This window comes from Cronobacter sp. 153480017-3 (genome assembly GCF_053627815.1).
In genome coordinates, this window is record NZ_JBSEYN010000007.1 from 100448 (window position 1) to 118081 (window position 17634).

Here is a 17634-nt window from a genome sequence, read left to right on the forward strand (position 1 = left end):
CCGCGACAGGTCAGAGAATGTTTTTCTCGGCCAGATCGAGTGCGAAGTAGCTGAAGATAAGATCCGCGCCCGCGCGCTTGATAGCGCCGAGGCTTTCCAGGATCACTTTCTCTTCGTCAATCGCGCCCGCCTGGGCGGCGAATTTGATCATCGCGTATTCGCCGCTCACCTGATAAGCGCCAAGCGGCAGGCTGGTGCGCTCGCGCACGTCGCGCAGGATGTCGAGATAAGCGCCCGCCGGTTTGACCATCAGCGCGTCCGCGCCTTCGGCTTCATCCAGCAGCGATTCGCGGATCGCTTCGCGGCGGTTCATCGGGCTCATCTGATAAGTTTTACGATCGCCTTTCAGCGCGGTGCCCGCCGCTTCGCGGAACGGGCCGTAGAACGACGACGCGAATTTTGTGGAGTAGGAGAAGATAGCCGTATCCGTGAAGCCCGCGGCGTCGAGCGCCTGACGGATGGCTTTCACCTGGCCGTCCATCGCGGCGGAAGGTGCGATAAAATCGGCACCCGCAGCGGCAGCAACCACAGCCTGACGGCCCAGGTTTACCAGGGTCGCGTCGTTGTCCACGCCATGCTCGCACAGCACGCCGCAGTGGCCGTGGCTGGTATATTCGCAAAAGCAGGTGTCAGACATCACGACCATTTCCGGCACGGCGTCTTTGGCGATACGCGACATACGCGCCACCAGACCGTTTTCATTCCAGGTGTCGCTGCCGCACTCATCGGTGTGGTGCGAAATCCCGAAGGTCATCACGGAGCGGATGCCCGCTTTCGCAATACGCTCAATTTCACGGGCGAGGTATCTTTCCGGGATGCGCATTACGCCCGGCATGGCGGCGATCGGTTTGTAGTCGTCCAGCTCTTCCTCAACGAAAATCGGCAGTACCAGATCGTTGCGGCTTAACGAGGTTTCTTCAAACATGGCGCGCAGCGAGGCGTTCTGACGCAGGCGGCGCGGGCGGGAACTCAATGAAAAATCGGCCATAATTGCTTCTTATCAGAGAAATGGGACAGGCTTTATTTTAACCCGAAACAGGAAGGGATGTTTGACGATTGTGGGCGCTAAATCACGCGCGCCCGCAACGGACAAGGCCTGCCGGGGCGTTTTCACGGCAGACCCTGACGCGGGCATTATGAAACGCGTTCTTTAAGCAGTTCAATAAGGCGCTCCAGCGCGAAGACCGCCGCCTGATCGATAACGGTTTTCGGATCGCCATTGAAATGACGCTTTTCCGCTACGGTTTCCTCGCCCGGCATGCCCCAGCCAAACCACACGGTGCCTGGCGGCGTGCCGTCTTCACCGCCGGATGGCCCGGCATAACCACTCACCGCGAGGCTGACATCCTCGCCCGAACGCTCGCGGGCGCCCGCCGCCATCTCATGCACCGTCTGTTCGCTGACGGCGGTATAGAGGCGCAGCGTCTCTTCTTTCACGCCTAACATGCGCTGCTTGGCTTCATTGGTGTAAGTGATGAAACCGCTCGAATAAAAGGCGGTGGTGTCTTCGGTGGCGCACAGGGTGTACGTAATAAGCCCACCGGTACAGGATTCGGCCGTCGCCAGTCGTAGCCCGTGTTGATTCAGCCAGATACCGGCCTGTTTTGCGGCGTGCTGAAGTTTTTCATTCATTAGATTCACTTTCTCCATGCCATTAAGATATTCATATTATAGATGAGTATCGTCAGGGGAAGGGTAAAAGCCCGGGCAACGAAACGGCAGGGAAGTGTTATAACTGAGGGCTATTTTATTTTTAAAGCCAATATTCCAGGAGTGGATATTTAAATAAACAATATTTTGGCGATAATCAAAATGAAGGGTTTTTCGTCTGATAAGGTATAAAGGGATAACGAGAGAGGAACCGGTTTTATTCCTAAATAATAAAAGAGTGCGGATTCGTACAATTGGTAAAGAAGAATTGAACCTTTAATTTTTCAGCGTGCATAATTTTATCGTTAATACATCACGCTTGTATTACGGCAAACCATTTGATGGACCAACTTTGTGACGTCCCTGAGGAGGGATGATAAATGCACTCCTGGAAAAAGAAACTTGTAGTCTCACAATTAGCCGTGGCCTGCACGATGGCTATCGCTTCTCAGGCCTCCGCTGCCACGGATATTTCAGGCAAAAGCTACGACACGTTTTATTATGACGGCGGTATTATGTATCAGGGCTATGTCGGTTACGATTACGGCTCTGATTATTATAATGGCAATATTTATCCGCAAATTTCCGGCGCGCATGTCGATGGCGTTATTTCCACCTGGTATCTTGATGAGGGCACCAGTAATAATACCAACCCTAACGCGCTGACCATTAAAGACAGCACTATCCACGGGATGATTACCTCACAATGCATGACGGAAAACTGCGATAACCGCACCGGGGATTATCTCTATAACCGTCTCGCATTAACCGTCGATAATTCCACTATCGACGATGACTTCGAGCACTATACCTATTATAACGCCGATGATAAAACGACGGCGTCTCAGGATATTTTTGATCTCGGCACGGCAATTACGCTCGATCAGGAAACCGATCTGGTTATTCAAAATAATTCTCATGTTGCGGGTATTACGCTGACGCAGGGATATGAATGGGAAGATAATCAGGATGTGACATCGCCGACTGGCTCAAATAGCGGTGAAATTTTTAATAACAGCATTGTGGTTAAAGATTCGGTGCTGAGCTCCGGCTCATGGACGGATGAAGGTACCAGTGGTTTTTATGGCCACACGGGTAAAGCCAGTGATTACGATAACGCCATTACTGCGGATGATATCGCGCTTGCGGTGATTGCTAATCCGGCTGCTGATAACTCAATGCAGACGACGGCCTCTTTCGACAGATCAACCATTAACGGCGACATCTATTTCGAAAGCTCCTTTGATGAAAACTTTGGCGGGTATGACCGCGTTACGCTGGATCAAGACGGCAACCCGGTCATCACGCACGTTGACGCCTATGACGTGAACGGCGACGGTACGCTGGATTCTAACGGCTGGGATAATACCGACCGCCTGGACGTGACGCTCACCAACGGCAGCAAATGGGTGGGTGCGGCGATTTCTAATGTCGAAGCGACCGACGAGCTGTATGACTATCAGCCAAACAGCATCTGGCCTGGCTCCACGTATGGCATCGAAAACAGCGATACCGCGTTTAACGAAGCGGGCCACGTGACGGGCAATGAGGTTTATCAGAGCGGTATTTTCAACGTGACGCTGACAAACGGCTCCGAATGGGATACCCGTAAAGTGTCTAATATCGACGCGCTGGTGGTGGATAATCATTCACAGGTTAACGTTGAAAGCTCATCGCTGCTGGCGGATTCCATCACCCTGACCAATGCTTCGACGCTGAACATCGGCGATGATGGCGCGGTGGCGACCGATTCCCTGACGCTGGACAGCGGTAGTCAGGCGACGCTCACGGAAGAAACCGCGTCGCTGTACGCCAACACGCTCACCGTTGCTAACGGCGCGCAGCTCAACCTGGGCCTCGGTCAGGTAGATGCGGATAACGTCGTGCTGACCGACGACGGCGTGCTTAACGTCGCAAGCCGTGACTATGTGCTTGATGCGTCACTGAATAACGCGCGTTACGTCACCAACGATCCGCATCAGAAAGACTATGACGAGGGCGTGATTGCGCTCAACTCAGACGGTCATCTGGCGGTAAACGGCGATGTGGCAGGCAACTACCGGGTGCGTATCGATAACGCCACTGGCGCGGGCTCGATTGCTGATTATAAAGGCAACGAAGTGATACGGGTGTATGACGATAACGACGCGACATCCGCGCGCTTTACCGCCGCCAACAAAGCGGATCTGGGGGCGTACACCTACGAGGCGCAGCAGCAGGGCGACACCGTGGTGTTGAAACAGCGTGAGCTGACCGACTACGCCAACATGGCGCTGAGCATTCCTTCCGCCAATACCAATATCTGGAATCTGGAACAGGATGTGCTGAGCACGCGTCTTGCGCAGGGCCGTCATACGCCAGGGGATAACGGTGGCGCATGGGTGACCTACTTTGGCGGTAACTTCAACGGCGATAACGGCGAGCTGAGCTACAACCAGGATGTCAACGGCCTGATGGTTGGTCTCGATAAACTGGTGGAAGGCAACTACGCCAAATGGATGATCGGCGCGGCAGCGGGCTTTGCGAAAGGGGATATGGACGATCACAGCGGCAGCGTTGATCAGGACAGCCAGTCCGCGCGTCTCTATTCTTCCGCGCAGTTCGCCAACAATGTCTTCCTGGATACCACCCTGAGCTACAGCCATTACAGCAACGATTTGAGCGCAGTGATGAGCAACGGCCAGGCGGTCTCCGGTGATGCGTCCTCCGATGCCTGGGGCTTTGGCCTGAAACTGGGCTATGACTGGCAGTTCAATACGCAGGGTTATCTGACCCCGTACGCCAGCATCTCCGGCCTGTTCCAGGATGGCGACGGCTATCAGCTGAGCAACGATATGCGCGTCAACAGCCAGTCTTATGACAGCCTGCGTTATGAACTGGGCGCAGATCTGGGTTACACCTTCAACTACGGCAACGATCAGTCCTTCACGCCGTATGCCAAACTGGCCTATGTCTATGACGATGCCAGCGGTAACGACGCCGATGTCAACGGCGACAATATCGATAACGGCATGGAAGGCTCCGCAGTACGCGCAGGGCTTGGCGGTAAGTTCAGCTTCACCAAAAACTTCAGCGCCTATGCCGATGCGAACTACCTCGGCGGTGGCGATGTGGACCAGGACTGGGCCGCGAACGTTGGCGTCAAATACACCTGGTAATTTCTGCAGTTAGCGTCAAAAGCTGCCTGTCCCATGTGGACAGGCAGTTCCTCCCCAACACACCTGAAATGGATATCTCGCGTGTTAGATCTGGTAAAACCCCTACATCATCTCGACGCTCTTCAGCGTCATCTGGCCCCATCAGGAACGCCGTTTGATATTGACGCCCATTGCGAACTCTCGTTTATCAACGAGCAGGGCGAGCAGCAGTGCTGGTTTTTTAAGGAAGGGAGCCTCAATGTCTGGCGTGAAGAGAACCATATTCACGTCGATTTAATGACTTCGCCGCTCTATTTAAGCTTTTCTGATGCGGTGATCCCGGAGCCGCTTCGCTATACCCTGATAACGGAAACCCCCTGTCGCGGCTTTCGAATGCCGGTTCGCCGGGCAATTGAAATCATCGAACATCGCCAGCTGTGGAAGTCATTCTGTCACTGGCAGACCTGGCTGATGCGCTGGTTTGAGTGGCGCGACGCGCACTTTATCGGCACGACGACCTATTCGCAGATTCGTTCCACGCTGTTAACGATGGCGGCCTGGAGCCCCGAAGTGCGCGCGCAGGTGGGCGTTATTCACCATATTCAGAACCATACTCATATTTCCCGTTCGGTCATCGCTGAGATACTCGCGGAGTTGCGAAAAGGCAAATACATTGAAATGCAGAAAGGCAAGCTGGTGGCGGTCAACAAACTGCCGCTCAACTACTGAAACATAACGGCGCCGCACAGGCGCCGTTATTGCTTTACAGGGCAGGCGTCTGGAGCGGTTTGTTGCCGCTCAGTTCCGTCACCAGATCGTTTATCCCGTCGCTCATATTAGTAAAGCGCGTCAGCGGCGAGCGGGTCACTACCACGAAAGCGCCAATATTGCTCTGCGGGATCATCGCCATGTAGGTGATAAAGCCGCCACCGCCCCCGGTTTTCTGAATGATGCCAGGACGCCCGTCTTTCGGTGCCATGTACACCCAGCCGAGCCCCAGCGCGTCCGCTTTACCCGGCACGTCCATGCCGACGACGCGGGTTAACTGCGTACGTTGATAAATCAGCGTCTGCATCCGGTCCGCCTGCGGGCTGCGGCGATGGAAATCGGATGCCAGGAACTGCTGCATCCAGCGCATCATGTCGTCCGGCGTGGAGTAAACGCCGCCGCTGCCGATGGCCGCCAGCGTGTTGTTGCACGGGCTCGCGCCTTTTTCCGCGATCATCAGGCGTTTGCACTGATCCGGCGACGGCGTGAAGGTGGTGTCTTTCATGCCAAGCGGGCGGGTTATCTGCTCTTCAAAAAGCTGGGTATAAGGCTTGCCCGCGGCGTTGGCCAGCGCATCGGCCAGCAGATCGAACGCGAGGTTGGAATAAGACGCCGTGGCGCCAGGTGCCGCTTTTAACGATGCGGTGGAGAGCCACTGCCAGCGCTGCTCGCGCGTGGGCCAGACAAACACCGGGCGCTTCGCCGCGCCGCCGGGCTGCTCGCGAGGCAGGCCGCTCGTATGCGTGGCGAGATTCACCAGTCGAATTGGCTCGCCCTGATAGGTCGGCACGCGCGCACCGGGCGGCGCGTAGCGGCTCAGCGGATCGTTAAGCTTCACCACGCCCTGATCGAGCATTTTCACCAGCATTTCGCTGGTCATCAGTTTGGTGAGCGAGGCGATGCGGATAACCGAGTCGAGCTGCGGGCGCACGTTATTGCCGGGGCGCGTTTCGCCGAAGCTTCGGAATACGCGCTGATTGCCATCAATCACGACAATCGCCATGCCGGTAGCGCCGCTGCCGTAGAAAATATGGTTGGCGTAACGGTCAACGATATCAGACGCGAAGACCGGGTCGGGCGAGGTTTGCGCGGCCTGGGCCGCAGAAAAAGCTGCGCTTATCAGCAGGGCGCAGGAGAGCAGACAACGTTTCAACGAAGCAATCCATTCAGTGAGCGGGAATAGAGGGTATTTATACTACTGCGCGCGGATCTGCAAAGGCCCGAAAAGCGTGCCAGCCCCTGAAAAAACGTAACGATGCGTAACAGCTCGTTTTTTTGCGCAAAATTTTTCCGGCGGTGCCGCGTGCGTTGCCTGTGATAATCTCCTGCTTTCCCTGAGAAGGAGTGCGTGATGGCTGTACCACGGGTTGTGATGGTAATCGATATGCAGAACGGCGTTTTCGCCACGCCGCGTTTTGACCGCGACGGGCGCGTCGCCCGCATTAACCAACTGATGGCGGGCGCAGAGCAGGTCATCATTATTCAGCACACGGAGCCGGGCGGGCTGGAAGAAGACTCACCAGGGTTTGCGTTTCTGCCGGAGCTCAACGTGCCGCAAAACGCCCTGCGCGTGACCAAAACCGCCTGCGACGCCTTTTACCGCACGCCGCTTGAAGCGCTGCTGCGCGAGCATCGCATTAACGCGTTCGTGGTATGCGGCTGCGCCAGCGACTACTGCGTGGACACCACGATTAAACAGGCGGCGAGCCGCGGGTTTCAGGTGACGGTCGCAGGCGACGCCCATACCACCGCCGATCGCCGCGCGGCTGCCGCCCCGGTGCTTATCGATCACTACAACGACGTGTGGAGCACCCTGACCATACCCGGCAACCCGCTGCGCGTCATGAAAACAGACGTGATTCTGGACGCCTGGCAGGCGAACTAAACGGCGCGGGGTTTGTCTCATGACGGCGCGAACAGACAGCGCGCCGTTACACTTTTGGAAACACGGCGGGCGACGTAGCCGTCGCCTGTCGCGTTACACTCAGTACCCCCTGCCGCACGCGCAGGGCACAGGCTATACAGCAACAGCAAAAACAAAAATATTTGCAGGAGCGATTGATGTTTAAATCCTTTTTCCCTCGTCCCGGCGCTTTTTTTCTTTCGGCGCTGATCTGGGCGATGCTGGCCTTCGTCGTCTGGCAAATGAGCGGCGGCTGGCTTGCCGAACGGTTCGGCGTGGCGGGCGAGTTGCCCATCAGCGCGGCCCGTTTCTGGTCGGGCAACTTTATTCTTTTCTATGCCTACTACGCGCTTTGCGTGGGGCTGTTCGCCGCCTTCTGGCGCGTCTATTGCCCGCACCGCTGGCAGCGCTGGTCGGTGCTGGGTTCGGCGCTGCTAATCTTCGTCACCTGGTTTATGGTGGAACTTACGGTCACCATTAACGCCTGGTATGCGCCGTTCTTTGACCTGATCCAGACCGCGCTGGGCGCGCCCAATAAAGTCAAAATCGGCCAGTTTTACAGCGGGCTCATGGTGTTCCTTGGCATTGCGCTTATCTACGTCACCGTGGGCGTGTTGAACTATTTTTTCATCAGCCACTACATCTTCCGCTGGCGTACCGCCATGAACGAATATTACATGGAACACTGGCCGCGGCTGCGCCATATCGAAGGCGCCGCGCAGCGTGTGCAGGAAGACACCATGCGTTTCGCCTCCACGGTTGAAGATATGGGCGTGTCGCTGCTGAAAGCCGTGATGACGCTGATTGCCTTTCTGCCGGTGCTGGTGGCGCTCTCGCCGCACGTGAAAGAACTGCCGGTAGTGGGCGAGGTGCCTTACGGGCTGGTTATCGCCGCAATCGTCTGGGCGCTGATGGGCACCGGTCTGCTGGCGCTGGTCGGCATTAAGCTGCCGGGCCTGGAGTTTCGCAATCAGCGCGTTGAGGCGGCCTATCGTAAAGAGCTGGTTTATGGCGAAGACGATCCGACGCGCGCCGATCCGCAAACGGTGCAGGCGCTGTTCAGCAACGTGCGCTTTAACTATTTCCGGCTCTATTTCCACTACACCTATTTCAACATCGTCCGCATTCTCTACCTCCAGGTGGATGCGATTTTCGGTCTGTTCCTGATGTTCCCGTCCATTGCGGCAGGGTCGATTACGCTTGGGCTGATGACGCAGATAAGCAACGTGTTTGGCGAAGTGCGCGGCGCGTTCCAGTATCTGATTAGCTCCTGGACCACGCTTGTTGAGCTGATGTCTATCTACAAACGTCTGCGCAGCTTTGAGCGCACGCTGAACGATAAACCCGACCTTGAATCTGAAGCGCAGGAAGCGCTGTAAGGACGGTTTGCCGCTGCGTCTTCGGAGCGATCCGCTTTTCGCGGCGGCAAAAACGTGGCAGGGTAAACGCCCTGAACCCAGCCAGACAGGATTATCATGGCCGCCACGTTTGCCTTGCCCACCCGTTTTCGTCTTCTGACGCTTACCGCGCTGCTCACGCTTGCGGGGTGTACCAGCCAGACCACGACCACCGAAAAAGGCGCGAAACCGCTTGACGTGCGCGCCGTGGTGAAGCAAAAAATGCCGGCGAGCGTGAAAGATCGCGACGGCTGGGCACGCGACATCGCCCGCGCGTTTGAGACGCAGAAAATCCCGGCAACCGAAGAGAACATCTGTTCGGTGCTGGCGGTGGCGGAGCAGGAGTCGAATTATCAGGCTGACCCGCAGGTGCCGGGGCTTGGCAAGATAGCCTGGAAGGAGATCGAGCGCCGCGCCGGTAAGCTGCATATTCCCGCCTTTGTGGTGCACACCGCGTTGCTTATCAAATCCCCCAACGGTAAAAGCTACAGCGAGCGGCTCGACAACGTGAAATCCGAGCGCGAACTGAGCGCGATTTTCGATGATTTCATCGGTATGGTGCCGCTCGGGCAGACGCTGTTTGGCAACTTAAACCCGGTGCACACCGGCGGGCCGATGCAGGTCAGCATTGCGTTCGCCGAACAGCACGCGCGCGGCTATCCGTATGACATTGACGGCACGCTGCGCCAGGAAGTCTTTACCCGTCGCGGCGGGCTGTGGTTTGGCATTTATCATCTGCTGAACTATCCGGTGGACTATTCACGTCCGCTCTATCGCTTCGCGGATTTCAACGCGGGCTGGTATGCGAGCCGCAACGCGGCGTTCCAGAATGCCGTCAGTAAGGCGAGTGGTGTGAAACTGGCGCTGGATGGCGATTTGATCCGCTATGACAGCAGCGAGCCGGGTGCGACCGAAAACGCGGTGCGCAAACTGGCCAGCCAGCTTGATATGAGCGACAGCGAGATCCATCGGGCGCTGGCGAAAGGGGATAGCGAGGATTTCAGCGACAGCAAGATCTATAAAAAGGTTTTTGCGCTCGCGGATAAACGTGCGGGCCGAACGCTGCCGCGCGAAATACTGCCTGGTATTCAACTGGAAAGCCCGAAGATCACGCGTCAGCTCACCACGGCGTGGTTTGCGAAGCGTGTGGACGACCGTCGGGCACGCTGTATGAGTAAAGGTTAAAAGCGACGACGTCGCAGGCGGAAGAAAAACGCCATGACCATCGCAAAGACGCAGCCTGCGAGAAACGGCACCAGCGCAAAGATGGTGCCGACAGCCAGCCCCATTTTGATTTGCGGACGGCCGCTCTCCTGCATCTGCATGAGATTATCCAGAACGCCCGGTGCATGTACCACGACATTCAGGAGTTGCGCGCCAACCCAGAAAGAGAACAGCACAAACAGCGCGTAAGCAATGTTGCCAAGCGCGGTGGATCTTCCTGGTTTCCCGGCGATTATGGGTTTGGGTAACGATATCTCAGCCATACAGACCTCCGGGGTTTTACCTTCGTACTGACGTAACGCCAGGGTGCTACAGGGGGAAGTTTGGCAGGAGATTTTATTTGTCAATATCGGATTCGTGGTAATTTGGCGGGCAGATTACTCCTGAATGTCAAAATTATGTCGATTCTCACATTTCTGTAACTGCGTTAATAATTGGTTAACATTCAGACTTTTCTTGCCTGATAACGGGCAATCACCGCTGCGCTGACAAGCGTTTTTTGACGCTTTTAAACGTCTTTACGCGTAACCGTAACGCGCGTCACACCGCGCGACGCGGGCCACAGACAGGCATGATGCGATATGCGAAGATGGTTTTTTTGACGCTTTCGGAGCAACCATGCAACTCTCTGCCAAAATTCGCCGTGACTGGCACTACTATGCGGTCGCACTGGGCCTGATTTTTATTATGAATGGCGTGATTGGCCTGCTGGGATTTGAGGCGAAAGGGTGGCAAACCTATGCGGTGGGGCTGGTGACGTGGATTATCTGCTTCTGGATTGCGGGTTTTATCATCCGCCGTCGCCCGGAAGAATCGAACGCGGCGGAAGAGTAACGCTTACGGCTTAGCCGGTGATGGAGCTTTTCAGCGCCGCATCGGCCTGGTGGCGCTCCAGCGCCAGTTCAATCAGGCGGGTAATCAATTCCTGGTAACCAATGCCGCTCGCCTGCCACAGCTTCGGATACATACTGATATTGGTAAAGCCTGGCAGGGTGTTGATCTCATTGATGATCACTTCGTTGTCCGGCGTCAGGAACACGTCAACACGCGCGAGCCCGGCGCACTCCAGCGCCTGAAACGCGCGGATCGCGATAGCGCGGATCTTCTCATTTACTTCAGGCGCAATATCCGCAGGCACCACCACACGGGCGGCCTGATCGTCGATGTACTTGGTGTCGTAAGAGTAAAACTCGCTGCTCACCACGATTTCGCCGCAGGTGCTCGCCTGCGGGGCATCGTTGCCGAGCACCGCGCACTCGATCTCACGGCCTTTGATGCCGGTTTCCACCACCACTTTATGGTCGAATTCAAATGCCAGCGCGACGGCGGCGTGATACTGCGCCTCGTCGTTGACTTTACTGACGCCGACGGAAGATCCCTGGTTCGCGGGCTTCACGAACAGCGGCAGGCCGAGCTGCGCTTTCACGTATTCAAAAGTGATGCGCTGGCGGTTAGCGCGGGTCAGCGTGATAAACGGCGCGACCGCAAGACCGGCATCGCGCAGCAGACGTTTGGCGACGTCTTTATCCATGCTGACCGCCGAGCCGAGCACGCCGGAGCCGACAAACGGAATGTTCGCCATGCGCAGCATGCCCTGCAGCGAGCCGTCTTCGCCGAGCGTGCCGTGGACAATCGGGAAAATCACATCCAGCTGCGGCAGCGCCTGGCGGTTGTCTGATTCGATGAGTTGCTGCTCGCTGAGCCCTGGGATCAGCGCGACATTTTTCTCGGAGCGGTGCAGGGCGATGCGCGCCGGATCTTCCGCGTTCAGCAGATAACGGGACGCGTCGTTCACATGCCACTGGCCCTGTTTATCAATACCCAGCAGCACGACGTCGAATTTTTCTTTATCAATCGCATCGACGATATTCTTCGCCGACTGAAGCGACACCTCGTGCTCCGCTGATTTTCCGCCAAACACAATGCCCACGCGCAGTTTTGCCATTTTTACAACCCATCCTTAAAGCAGACGAAAGTCCACAACATAGCACGCCCGGCAGGCGGATTCATGTGGTTCGTGGCGGGCAACGGCGTCGTGCGGCGCACAGCGGTTATACTTTGATTTTGTGTCTGGTTTTCTGGCGGTGGCATGGCGAAAAAAGGGATAGCGATGGTGACAACCCTGGCGTTAACGGCGCTCGCAGGCGTCTGGCTTTATGACTCTCTGCCGGCCTGGTATAACCCGTTCGCGCCGCTCTCGCCGCTTGACCCGCCGACGATGGTGACGCGCTACAAACTGCGCCAGATGGCGAATAATCCGCAGGCGTGCCTGGCGCTGCTCGATGAAGCCCGTAAGCGGGACATGATCCAGTATCGCGTCCAGACGCCCACCCAGGGCGACTGCCCGCTGGCGGCACCCGTTCGGGTGCTACGCTTCGGCGAGGTTAAACTCAGCAGTTCGTTTCTCGCCAGCTGCCCTCTGGCGCTCAGCAGCGCCATGTATGTGCAGCAGCAGGCGAAACCGATTAGCGCGTCGATGATGGGCAGCCCGCTGGTGCGCATCGATCACTATGGCAGTTACGCTTGCCGCAATATTTATCACCGCGCCAATGCGCGCTTAAGCGAACACGCGACGGCGGACGCGCTGGACGTCAGCGCGTTTCGTTTCGCCAACGGCCAGCAGATAAGCGTGCTGAAAGGCTGGAAGGAGAGCGGCCCGCGTGGAGAGACGCTGCGTGCCCTGTTTGGTCAGAGCTGCCTTTACTTTGGCAATGCGCTCGGGCCGGACTATAACGCGGCTCACGCTAACCATTTTCACTTAGGGATGCGCGGTTTTGGCATTTGCCGCTAAGGATAATCGTCGGCGCAGGGCGCGCTTTGGTGTGATAAATGTCACAAATGATTTTATATTAATAATAAGCGTCCAAAATATTACAGGCCGCACGCTTATGCACTGACACCGCGGCATATCCTGATACCCTGAGACATCATTGACTTAGACATAGCGCGCGTATGGAATCCTGGAAGGTTAATCTTATCTCCGTCTGGTTTGGCTGCTTTTTCACGGGCCTGGCTATCAGCCAAATCCTTCCGTTTCTGCCGCTTTATGTCGCTGAACTCGGCGTGCAGTCGCACGAGGCGCTGTCGCTCTGGTCGGGGCTTACCTTCAGCGTCACTTTCCTGGTTTCCGCTATCGTCTCGCCGCTCTGGGGCAGCCTTGCCGACCGCAAAGGCCGCAAGCTGATGCTGCTGCGCGCCTCACTCGGTATGGCGGTGGCGATTTTATTGCAGGCGTTTGCCACCAGCGTCTGGCAGCTTTTCGCGCTGCGCGCGCTGATGGGACTGACCTCCGGCTATATTCCTAACGCGATGGCGCTGGTCGCCTCGCAGGTGCCGCGCGATCGCAGCGGCTGGGCGCTCAGTACGCTCTCCACCGCGCAGATAAGCGGCGTGATCCTGGGGCCGCTGATGGGCGGTTTTCTCGCCGACAGCGTCGGGCTGTGCCCGGTATTTTTGATTACCGCGCTGCTGCTGATGATAAGTTTCGCGGTTACGCTGTTTCTGATCAAAGAGGGCGTGCGGCCCGCGCTTGCCAGAGGCGAACAGCTGAGCGGCAAAGCGGTGTTCGCAAGCCTGCCAGCGCCGTGGCTGGTGCTGAGCCTGTTTATCACGACGATGGTTATCCAGCTCTCCAACGGTTCCATCAGCCCGATTCTGGCGCTGTTTATTAAGGAACTGACGCCCGACAGCAGCAATATCGCGTTTTTAAGCGGCATGATCGCGGCGGTGCCGGGCGTGTCGGCGTTGCTGAGCGCGCCACGCCTCGGGCGGTTAGGCGATCGCATTGGCACCGCGCGGGTGTTGATGGCGACGCTCATTCTGGCGGTGGTGCTGTTTTTCGCGATGTCGTTTGTCACCTCGCCGATGCAGCTCGCGGTGCTGCGCTTTTTGCTCGGTTTCGCCGATGGCGCAATGTTCCCGGCGGTGCAGACGCTGCTGGTGAAATACTCCTCGGATAACGTGACCGGGCGTATCTTTGGCTATAACCAGTCGTTTATGTATCTCGGCAACGTGCTGGGGCCGCTGATGGGAGCCGGGATCTCCGCCGCGGCGGGCTATCGCTGGGTATTTATCGCCACGGCGCTGGTACTGTTAATTAACGTCTGGCAATTCGGTACGGCATTAAGGAAAAACGCACGCCGTTAATAATAACGTGGCTGTTATCAGCGTCATTAATTCCTGTTATCGCGGCGGCCAGCGATTATTCTCTGGGCCGCCGCTTTATTTTGCTGGTAAAACGTTTCGCTGACGGCGATTTTTTGTCGCGCCGCACAAATCCGCGATGACAGAAAAAAAAGCGCGGGCGAGCACTAGGCAACCTCAAAAGGGAATGATAACGTCGTGGCAACAACTTCACGGGAAGACAGTTATGAAAAATCTTATAGCTGAACTACTGGTCAAGCTTGCTGAAAAGGAAGAAGAATCCAAAGAGTTAGTGGCCCAGGTCGAGGCGCTGGAAATCGTCGTGACCGCGTTACTGCGTCATCTGGATCCCAATACCCAGCAGACGCTGATTGCCAGTGTGGAAGGGGCGATCGAAGGCGTTCAGCCTGAAAGCAACGTGCCGCAACGGGATACCGAATTGCTTCAGCAATACGTAAAGAAGCTGCTGCGGCACCCCAGAACCTGAGCGTATAACGGGCGCGCCGCGTTATTATTCTGTTATCTGATTTCTTAACACTGACGCTCTGTCTTATCCGCAGGCACTTTTTTCGGCACCGCTGACGTTTTAGTGCCGGAATAAACGCAATGCCTGCGGATATTCCTGTTTTTATTCTTCCGTCGCTACACCAGCCCGCAGATAATACGTTTTGCTTGGCCTCATTCGAGCGTAATACTTTTTCCTTATTTCATCGTTACGTTATTCCCGCCTTTTTTAACGCAGAGCACGAATATATTCTCCTGAGTACGCTAAGCGTATTTTTGAGTCAGTTCCGCGCTGCCTGAAATAACGCGTAGCGTTTTTTCTTCGACCGCGCCCTGAGCCTGCACGATTTACCTGCCTGACACCGGTGACACAGACAGAAAGCTCTCTGATTGTCCATGAGATAAACGGTGGACAAAACGCCTGCTGTTCAAATTTTATCGTGTTACGTCACATTAATTCCCGCCATGTGGGGTTATCGCGCGAGGTGAAGCGATTTTTCGGTTTTATAACCTGCATCACAAAACGGACTGCCACAGCAAATTTATCCATATCTTCGCCGTTTCCCGCCTGACGGTTTACCGGCGTTACCACTACCGTTATGGCAATGGCCGATTGCCTTTAACGGGAGAGAAAAGATGTCCTCGGTAAGTGAAGTCACGCCTGCTGTCAGCGCTCAGGAATGCAAAGCGCGTCGCATGAATCTGTTTGTTTCGGTTTCCGCCGCCGTCGCGGGTTTACTCTTTGGTCTCGATATCGGCGTCATCGCCGGGGCGCTGCCCTTTATCACCGATCACTTCAGCTTAAGCAGTCGCGCCCAGGAGTGGGTGGTGAGCAGCATGATGCTCGGTGCCGCGCTGGGTGCGCTGTTTAACGGCTGGCTCTCGTCGCGGCTTGGGCGTAAATACAGCCTGCTGGCGGGCGCGGCGCTGTTTATTATCGGGTCACTCGGCTCGGCGTTCGCCCATTCGCTGGAAATATTGCTGGCTGCCCGCGTGATCTTAGGCGTGGCGGTCGGGATCGCCTCCTACACCGCGCCGCTCTATCTCTCGGAGATGGCCTCTGAGAAAGTGCGCGGCAAAATGATTAGCCTTTATCAATTGATGGTGACGCTCGGCATTCTGCTGGCGTTCCTTTCCGATACCGCGCTGAGCTACAGCGGCAACTGGCGCGCCATGCTCGGCGTGCTTGCGCTGCCCGCCGTCATTCTGCTGGTGATGGTGGTGTTTTTGCCTAACAGCCCGCGCTGGCTTGCGGCCAAAGGCATGAACATCGAGGCGGAACGCGTGCTGCGCATGCTGCGTGATACCTCGGAAAAAGCGCGTGAGGAGCTCAATGAAATCCGTGAAAGTCTGAAGGTGAAGCAGGGCGGCTGGGCGCTTTTTACCGCCAACCGCAACGTACGCCGCGCCGTGTTTCTCGGCATGCTACTCCAGGCGATGCAGCAGTTCACCGGCATGAACATCATCATGTATTACGCGCCGAAAATCTTCCAGATGGCGGGGTTCGCCAGCACTGAAGAGCAGATGATCGCAACGGTCGTGGTGGGGCTGACCTTTATGCTCGCTACCTTTATCGCAGTGTTTACGGTGGATAAAGCGGGCCGCAAACCGGCGCTGAAAATCGGCTTTAGCGTCATGGCGCTTGGCACGCTGGTGCTCGGCTACTGCCTGATGAAAGTCGATCACGGCCAGATCTCTACCGGCATCTCCTGGCTTTCCGTCGGCATGACCATGATGTGTATCGCGGGCTATGCCATGAGCGCCGCGCCGGTGGTGTGGATCCTGTGCTCGGAAATCCAGCCGCTGAAATGCCGCGATTTCGGCGTCACCTGTTCGACCACCACCAACTGGGTGTCGAATATGATTATCGGCGCGACATTCCTGACGCTTATCGACCATATCGGCGCGGCGGGCACCTTCTGGCTCTATACCGCGCTGAATCTGGTGTTTGTCGGCGTGACGTTCTGGCTTATCCCGGAGACCAAAAACGTGACGCTGGAGCATATCGAAAAGAACCTGATGGCGGGCAAAAAGCTGCGCGATATCGGGCAGTGAAGCAAATAAAAAGGGCTACCGACGTAGCCCTTTCTTTTTAGCCCTTGCTGAGCTTTTCCGATTTGGCCATACACTGGGCCATCGCTTCAATCACCGCCGCGCGCATGCCGCGCTCCTCCAGCACCCGCACCGCTTCGATGGTGGTGCCGCCCGGCGAGCAGACCATATCTTTCAGCTCGCCCGGATGTTTGCCGGTTTCCAGCACCATTTTGGCCGAGCCCATCACCGCCTGGGCGGCGAATTTATACGCCTGCGCGCGTGGCATACCGCCGAGCACGGCGGCATCGGCCATCGCTTCGATAAACATAAAGACATACGCAGGGGCCGAGCCGCTGACGCCCACCACCGGGTGAATCAGATATTCCGCCACCACTTCCGCCTCGCCGAAGCTTCGGAACATCGCGAGCACATCCCGGATATCTTCCTCGCTGACCAGCGCGTTCGGCGTGATGGAGGTCATCCCGGCCTGCACCAGCGACGGCGTGTTCGGCATGGTGCGGATAATTTTACGATCGTGCCCCAGCACGGTTGCCAGCTGATCCAGGGTGATCCCGGCGGCGATGGAAACCACCAGCGAGTCTTTATTCAGGCTGGAGGCGATATCGCTCATGACTTTCAGCATGATGTTAGGCTTCACCGCGCCAAAGACGATATCCGTCGCCTGGGCCACTTCCTGCGCGCTGGAGGCGGTATTCACGCCAAACTCCTGCTTCAGCGCCTGTTGGCTCTCTTCTGATGGCGTATAGACCCAGACGTTTTCCGCCCGCGCCTGGCCGCTGGTCAGCAGGCCGCTGAGAATGGCCTTGCCCATATTGCCGCAACCGATAAAGCCTGTTTTCTTTTCCACAGCATC

Annotated in this window: 16 protein-coding genes; 10 read left to right on the forward strand and 6 right to left on the reverse strand. The window is 56.6% G+C overall.

What is annotated here, in order from left to right:
• Window positions 1–10: 10 nt before the first annotated feature.
• Window positions 11–988, reverse strand: a complete 978-nt coding sequence (hemB, locus tag ACUW6V_RS16015) for a porphobilinogen synthase (protein ID WP_004386863.1) — start codon at window positions 986–988, stop codon at window positions 11–13.
• Between the two features lie 146 nt (window positions 989–1134).
• Window positions 1135–1632, reverse strand: a complete 498-nt coding sequence (locus tag ACUW6V_RS16020; protein WP_041460593.1) for a CinA family protein — start codon at window positions 1630–1632, stop codon at window positions 1135–1137.
• A gap of 398 nt (window positions 1633–2030) precedes the next feature.
• On the opposite strand from ACUW6V_RS16020, the gene ACUW6V_RS16025 reads away from it, so the two are divergent.
• Together ACUW6V_RS16025 and ACUW6V_RS16030 are read left to right on the forward strand one after the other, a co-directional pair.
• Window positions 2031–4808: an autotransporter outer membrane beta-barrel domain-containing protein gene (locus ACUW6V_RS16025; RefSeq protein ID WP_454038606.1), complete on the forward strand. Its 2778-nt coding sequence runs from the start codon at window positions 2031–2033 to the stop codon at window positions 4806–4808.
• Between the two features lie 81 nt (window positions 4809–4889).
• Window positions 4890–5516 (forward strand): helix-turn-helix domain-containing protein, encoded by a 627-nt coding sequence (locus tag ACUW6V_RS16030; RefSeq protein WP_004386860.1) that lies wholly within the window; start codon window positions 4890–4892, stop codon window positions 5514–5516.
• 34 nt (window positions 5517–5550) lie between these two features.
• Here the strand turns inward: ACUW6V_RS16030 and ampH are convergent, their stop codons facing one another.
• Entirely contained in the window at window positions 5551–6708 is a 1158-nt protein-coding gene (gene ampH, locus ACUW6V_RS16035; RefSeq protein ID WP_004386859.1) for a D-alanyl-D-alanine-carboxypeptidase/endopeptidase AmpH, read from the reverse strand.
• Window positions 6709–6906: 198 nt separating this feature from the next.
• On the opposite strand from ampH, the gene ACUW6V_RS16040 reads away from it, so the two are divergent.
• From ACUW6V_RS16040 to ACUW6V_RS16050, 3 genes are all read left to right on the forward strand, one after another.
• Complete coding sequence (locus tag ACUW6V_RS16040; RefSeq protein WP_014729461.1) at window positions 6907–7440, forward strand: isochorismatase family protein; 534 nt, start codon at window positions 6907–6909, stop codon at window positions 7438–7440.
• A 176-nt stretch (window positions 7441–7616) separates the two neighbouring features.
• The gene (gene sbmA / locus ACUW6V_RS16045) at window positions 7617–8837 is read left to right on the forward strand and encodes a peptide antibiotic transporter SbmA (protein ID WP_104672095.1); all 1221 of its coding nucleotides are present in this window, start codon (window positions 7617–7619) and stop codon (window positions 8835–8837) included.
• A 96-nt stretch (window positions 8838–8933) separates the two neighbouring features.
• Window positions 8934–10040: a DUF1615 domain-containing protein gene (locus ACUW6V_RS16050; RefSeq protein ID WP_014729459.1), complete on the forward strand. Its 1107-nt coding sequence runs from the start codon at window positions 8934–8936 to the stop codon at window positions 10038–10040.
• Here ACUW6V_RS16050 and ACUW6V_RS16055 read toward each other — a convergent pair.
• The gene (locus ACUW6V_RS16055) at window positions 10037–10342 is read right to left on the reverse strand and encodes a DUF2755 family protein (RefSeq protein ID WP_004386855.1); all 306 of its coding nucleotides are present in this window, start codon (window positions 10340–10342) and stop codon (window positions 10037–10039) included. The two genes, ACUW6V_RS16050 and ACUW6V_RS16055, sit on opposite strands and share 4 nt — an antisense overlap.
• A gap of 355 nt (window positions 10343–10697) precedes the next feature.
• Here ACUW6V_RS16055 and ACUW6V_RS16060 point away from each other — a divergent pair, with 355 nt between their 5' ends.
• Entirely contained in the window at window positions 10698–10913 is a 216-nt protein-coding gene (locus ACUW6V_RS16060; protein WP_029039068.1) for a DUF2754 family protein, read from the forward strand.
• Window positions 10914–10923: 10 nt separating this feature from the next.
• Here the strand turns inward: ACUW6V_RS16060 and ddlA are convergent, their stop codons facing one another.
• On the reverse strand, window positions 10924–12024 hold the full coding sequence (gene ddlA, locus ACUW6V_RS16065) for a D-alanine--D-alanine ligase (protein ID WP_454038607.1): 1101 nt from the start codon (window positions 12022–12024) through the stop codon (window positions 10924–10926).
• Window positions 12025–12168: 144 nt separating this feature from the next.
• On the opposite strand from ddlA, the gene ACUW6V_RS16070 reads away from it, so the two are divergent.
• The 4 genes from ACUW6V_RS16070 (at window position 12169) to ACUW6V_RS16085 (ending at window position 16781) form a co-directional block, all read left to right on the forward strand.
• The gene (locus ACUW6V_RS16070) at window positions 12169–12870 is read left to right on the forward strand and encodes an extensin-like domain-containing protein (protein ID WP_283007823.1); all 702 of its coding nucleotides are present in this window, start codon (window positions 12169–12171) and stop codon (window positions 12868–12870) included.
• 161 nt (window positions 12871–13031) lie between these two features.
• Window positions 13032–14225 carry a multidrug efflux MFS transporter gene (locus ACUW6V_RS16075; RefSeq protein ID WP_454038608.1) on the forward strand — a complete coding sequence of 398 codons (1194 nt, stop codon included), beginning with the start codon at window positions 13032–13034 and terminating at the stop codon, window positions 14223–14225.
• A gap of 223 nt (window positions 14226–14448) precedes the next feature.
• On the forward strand, window positions 14449–14709 hold the full coding sequence (gene iraP, locus ACUW6V_RS16080; protein WP_084999159.1) for an anti-adapter protein IraP: 261 nt from the start codon (window positions 14449–14451) through the stop codon (window positions 14707–14709).
• 653 nt (window positions 14710–15362) lie between these two features.
• The gene (locus ACUW6V_RS16085) at window positions 15363–16781 is read left to right on the forward strand and encodes a sugar porter family MFS transporter (RefSeq protein WP_454038609.1); all 1419 of its coding nucleotides are present in this window, start codon (window positions 15363–15365) and stop codon (window positions 16779–16781) included.
• Window positions 16782–16818: 37 nt separating this feature from the next.
• Here the strand turns inward: ACUW6V_RS16085 and proC are convergent, their stop codons facing one another.
• Complete coding sequence (gene proC / locus ACUW6V_RS16090) at window positions 16819–17628, reverse strand: pyrroline-5-carboxylate reductase (protein WP_004386847.1); 810 nt, start codon at window positions 17626–17628, stop codon at window positions 16819–16821.
• Window positions 17629–17634: the final 6 nt, after the last annotated feature.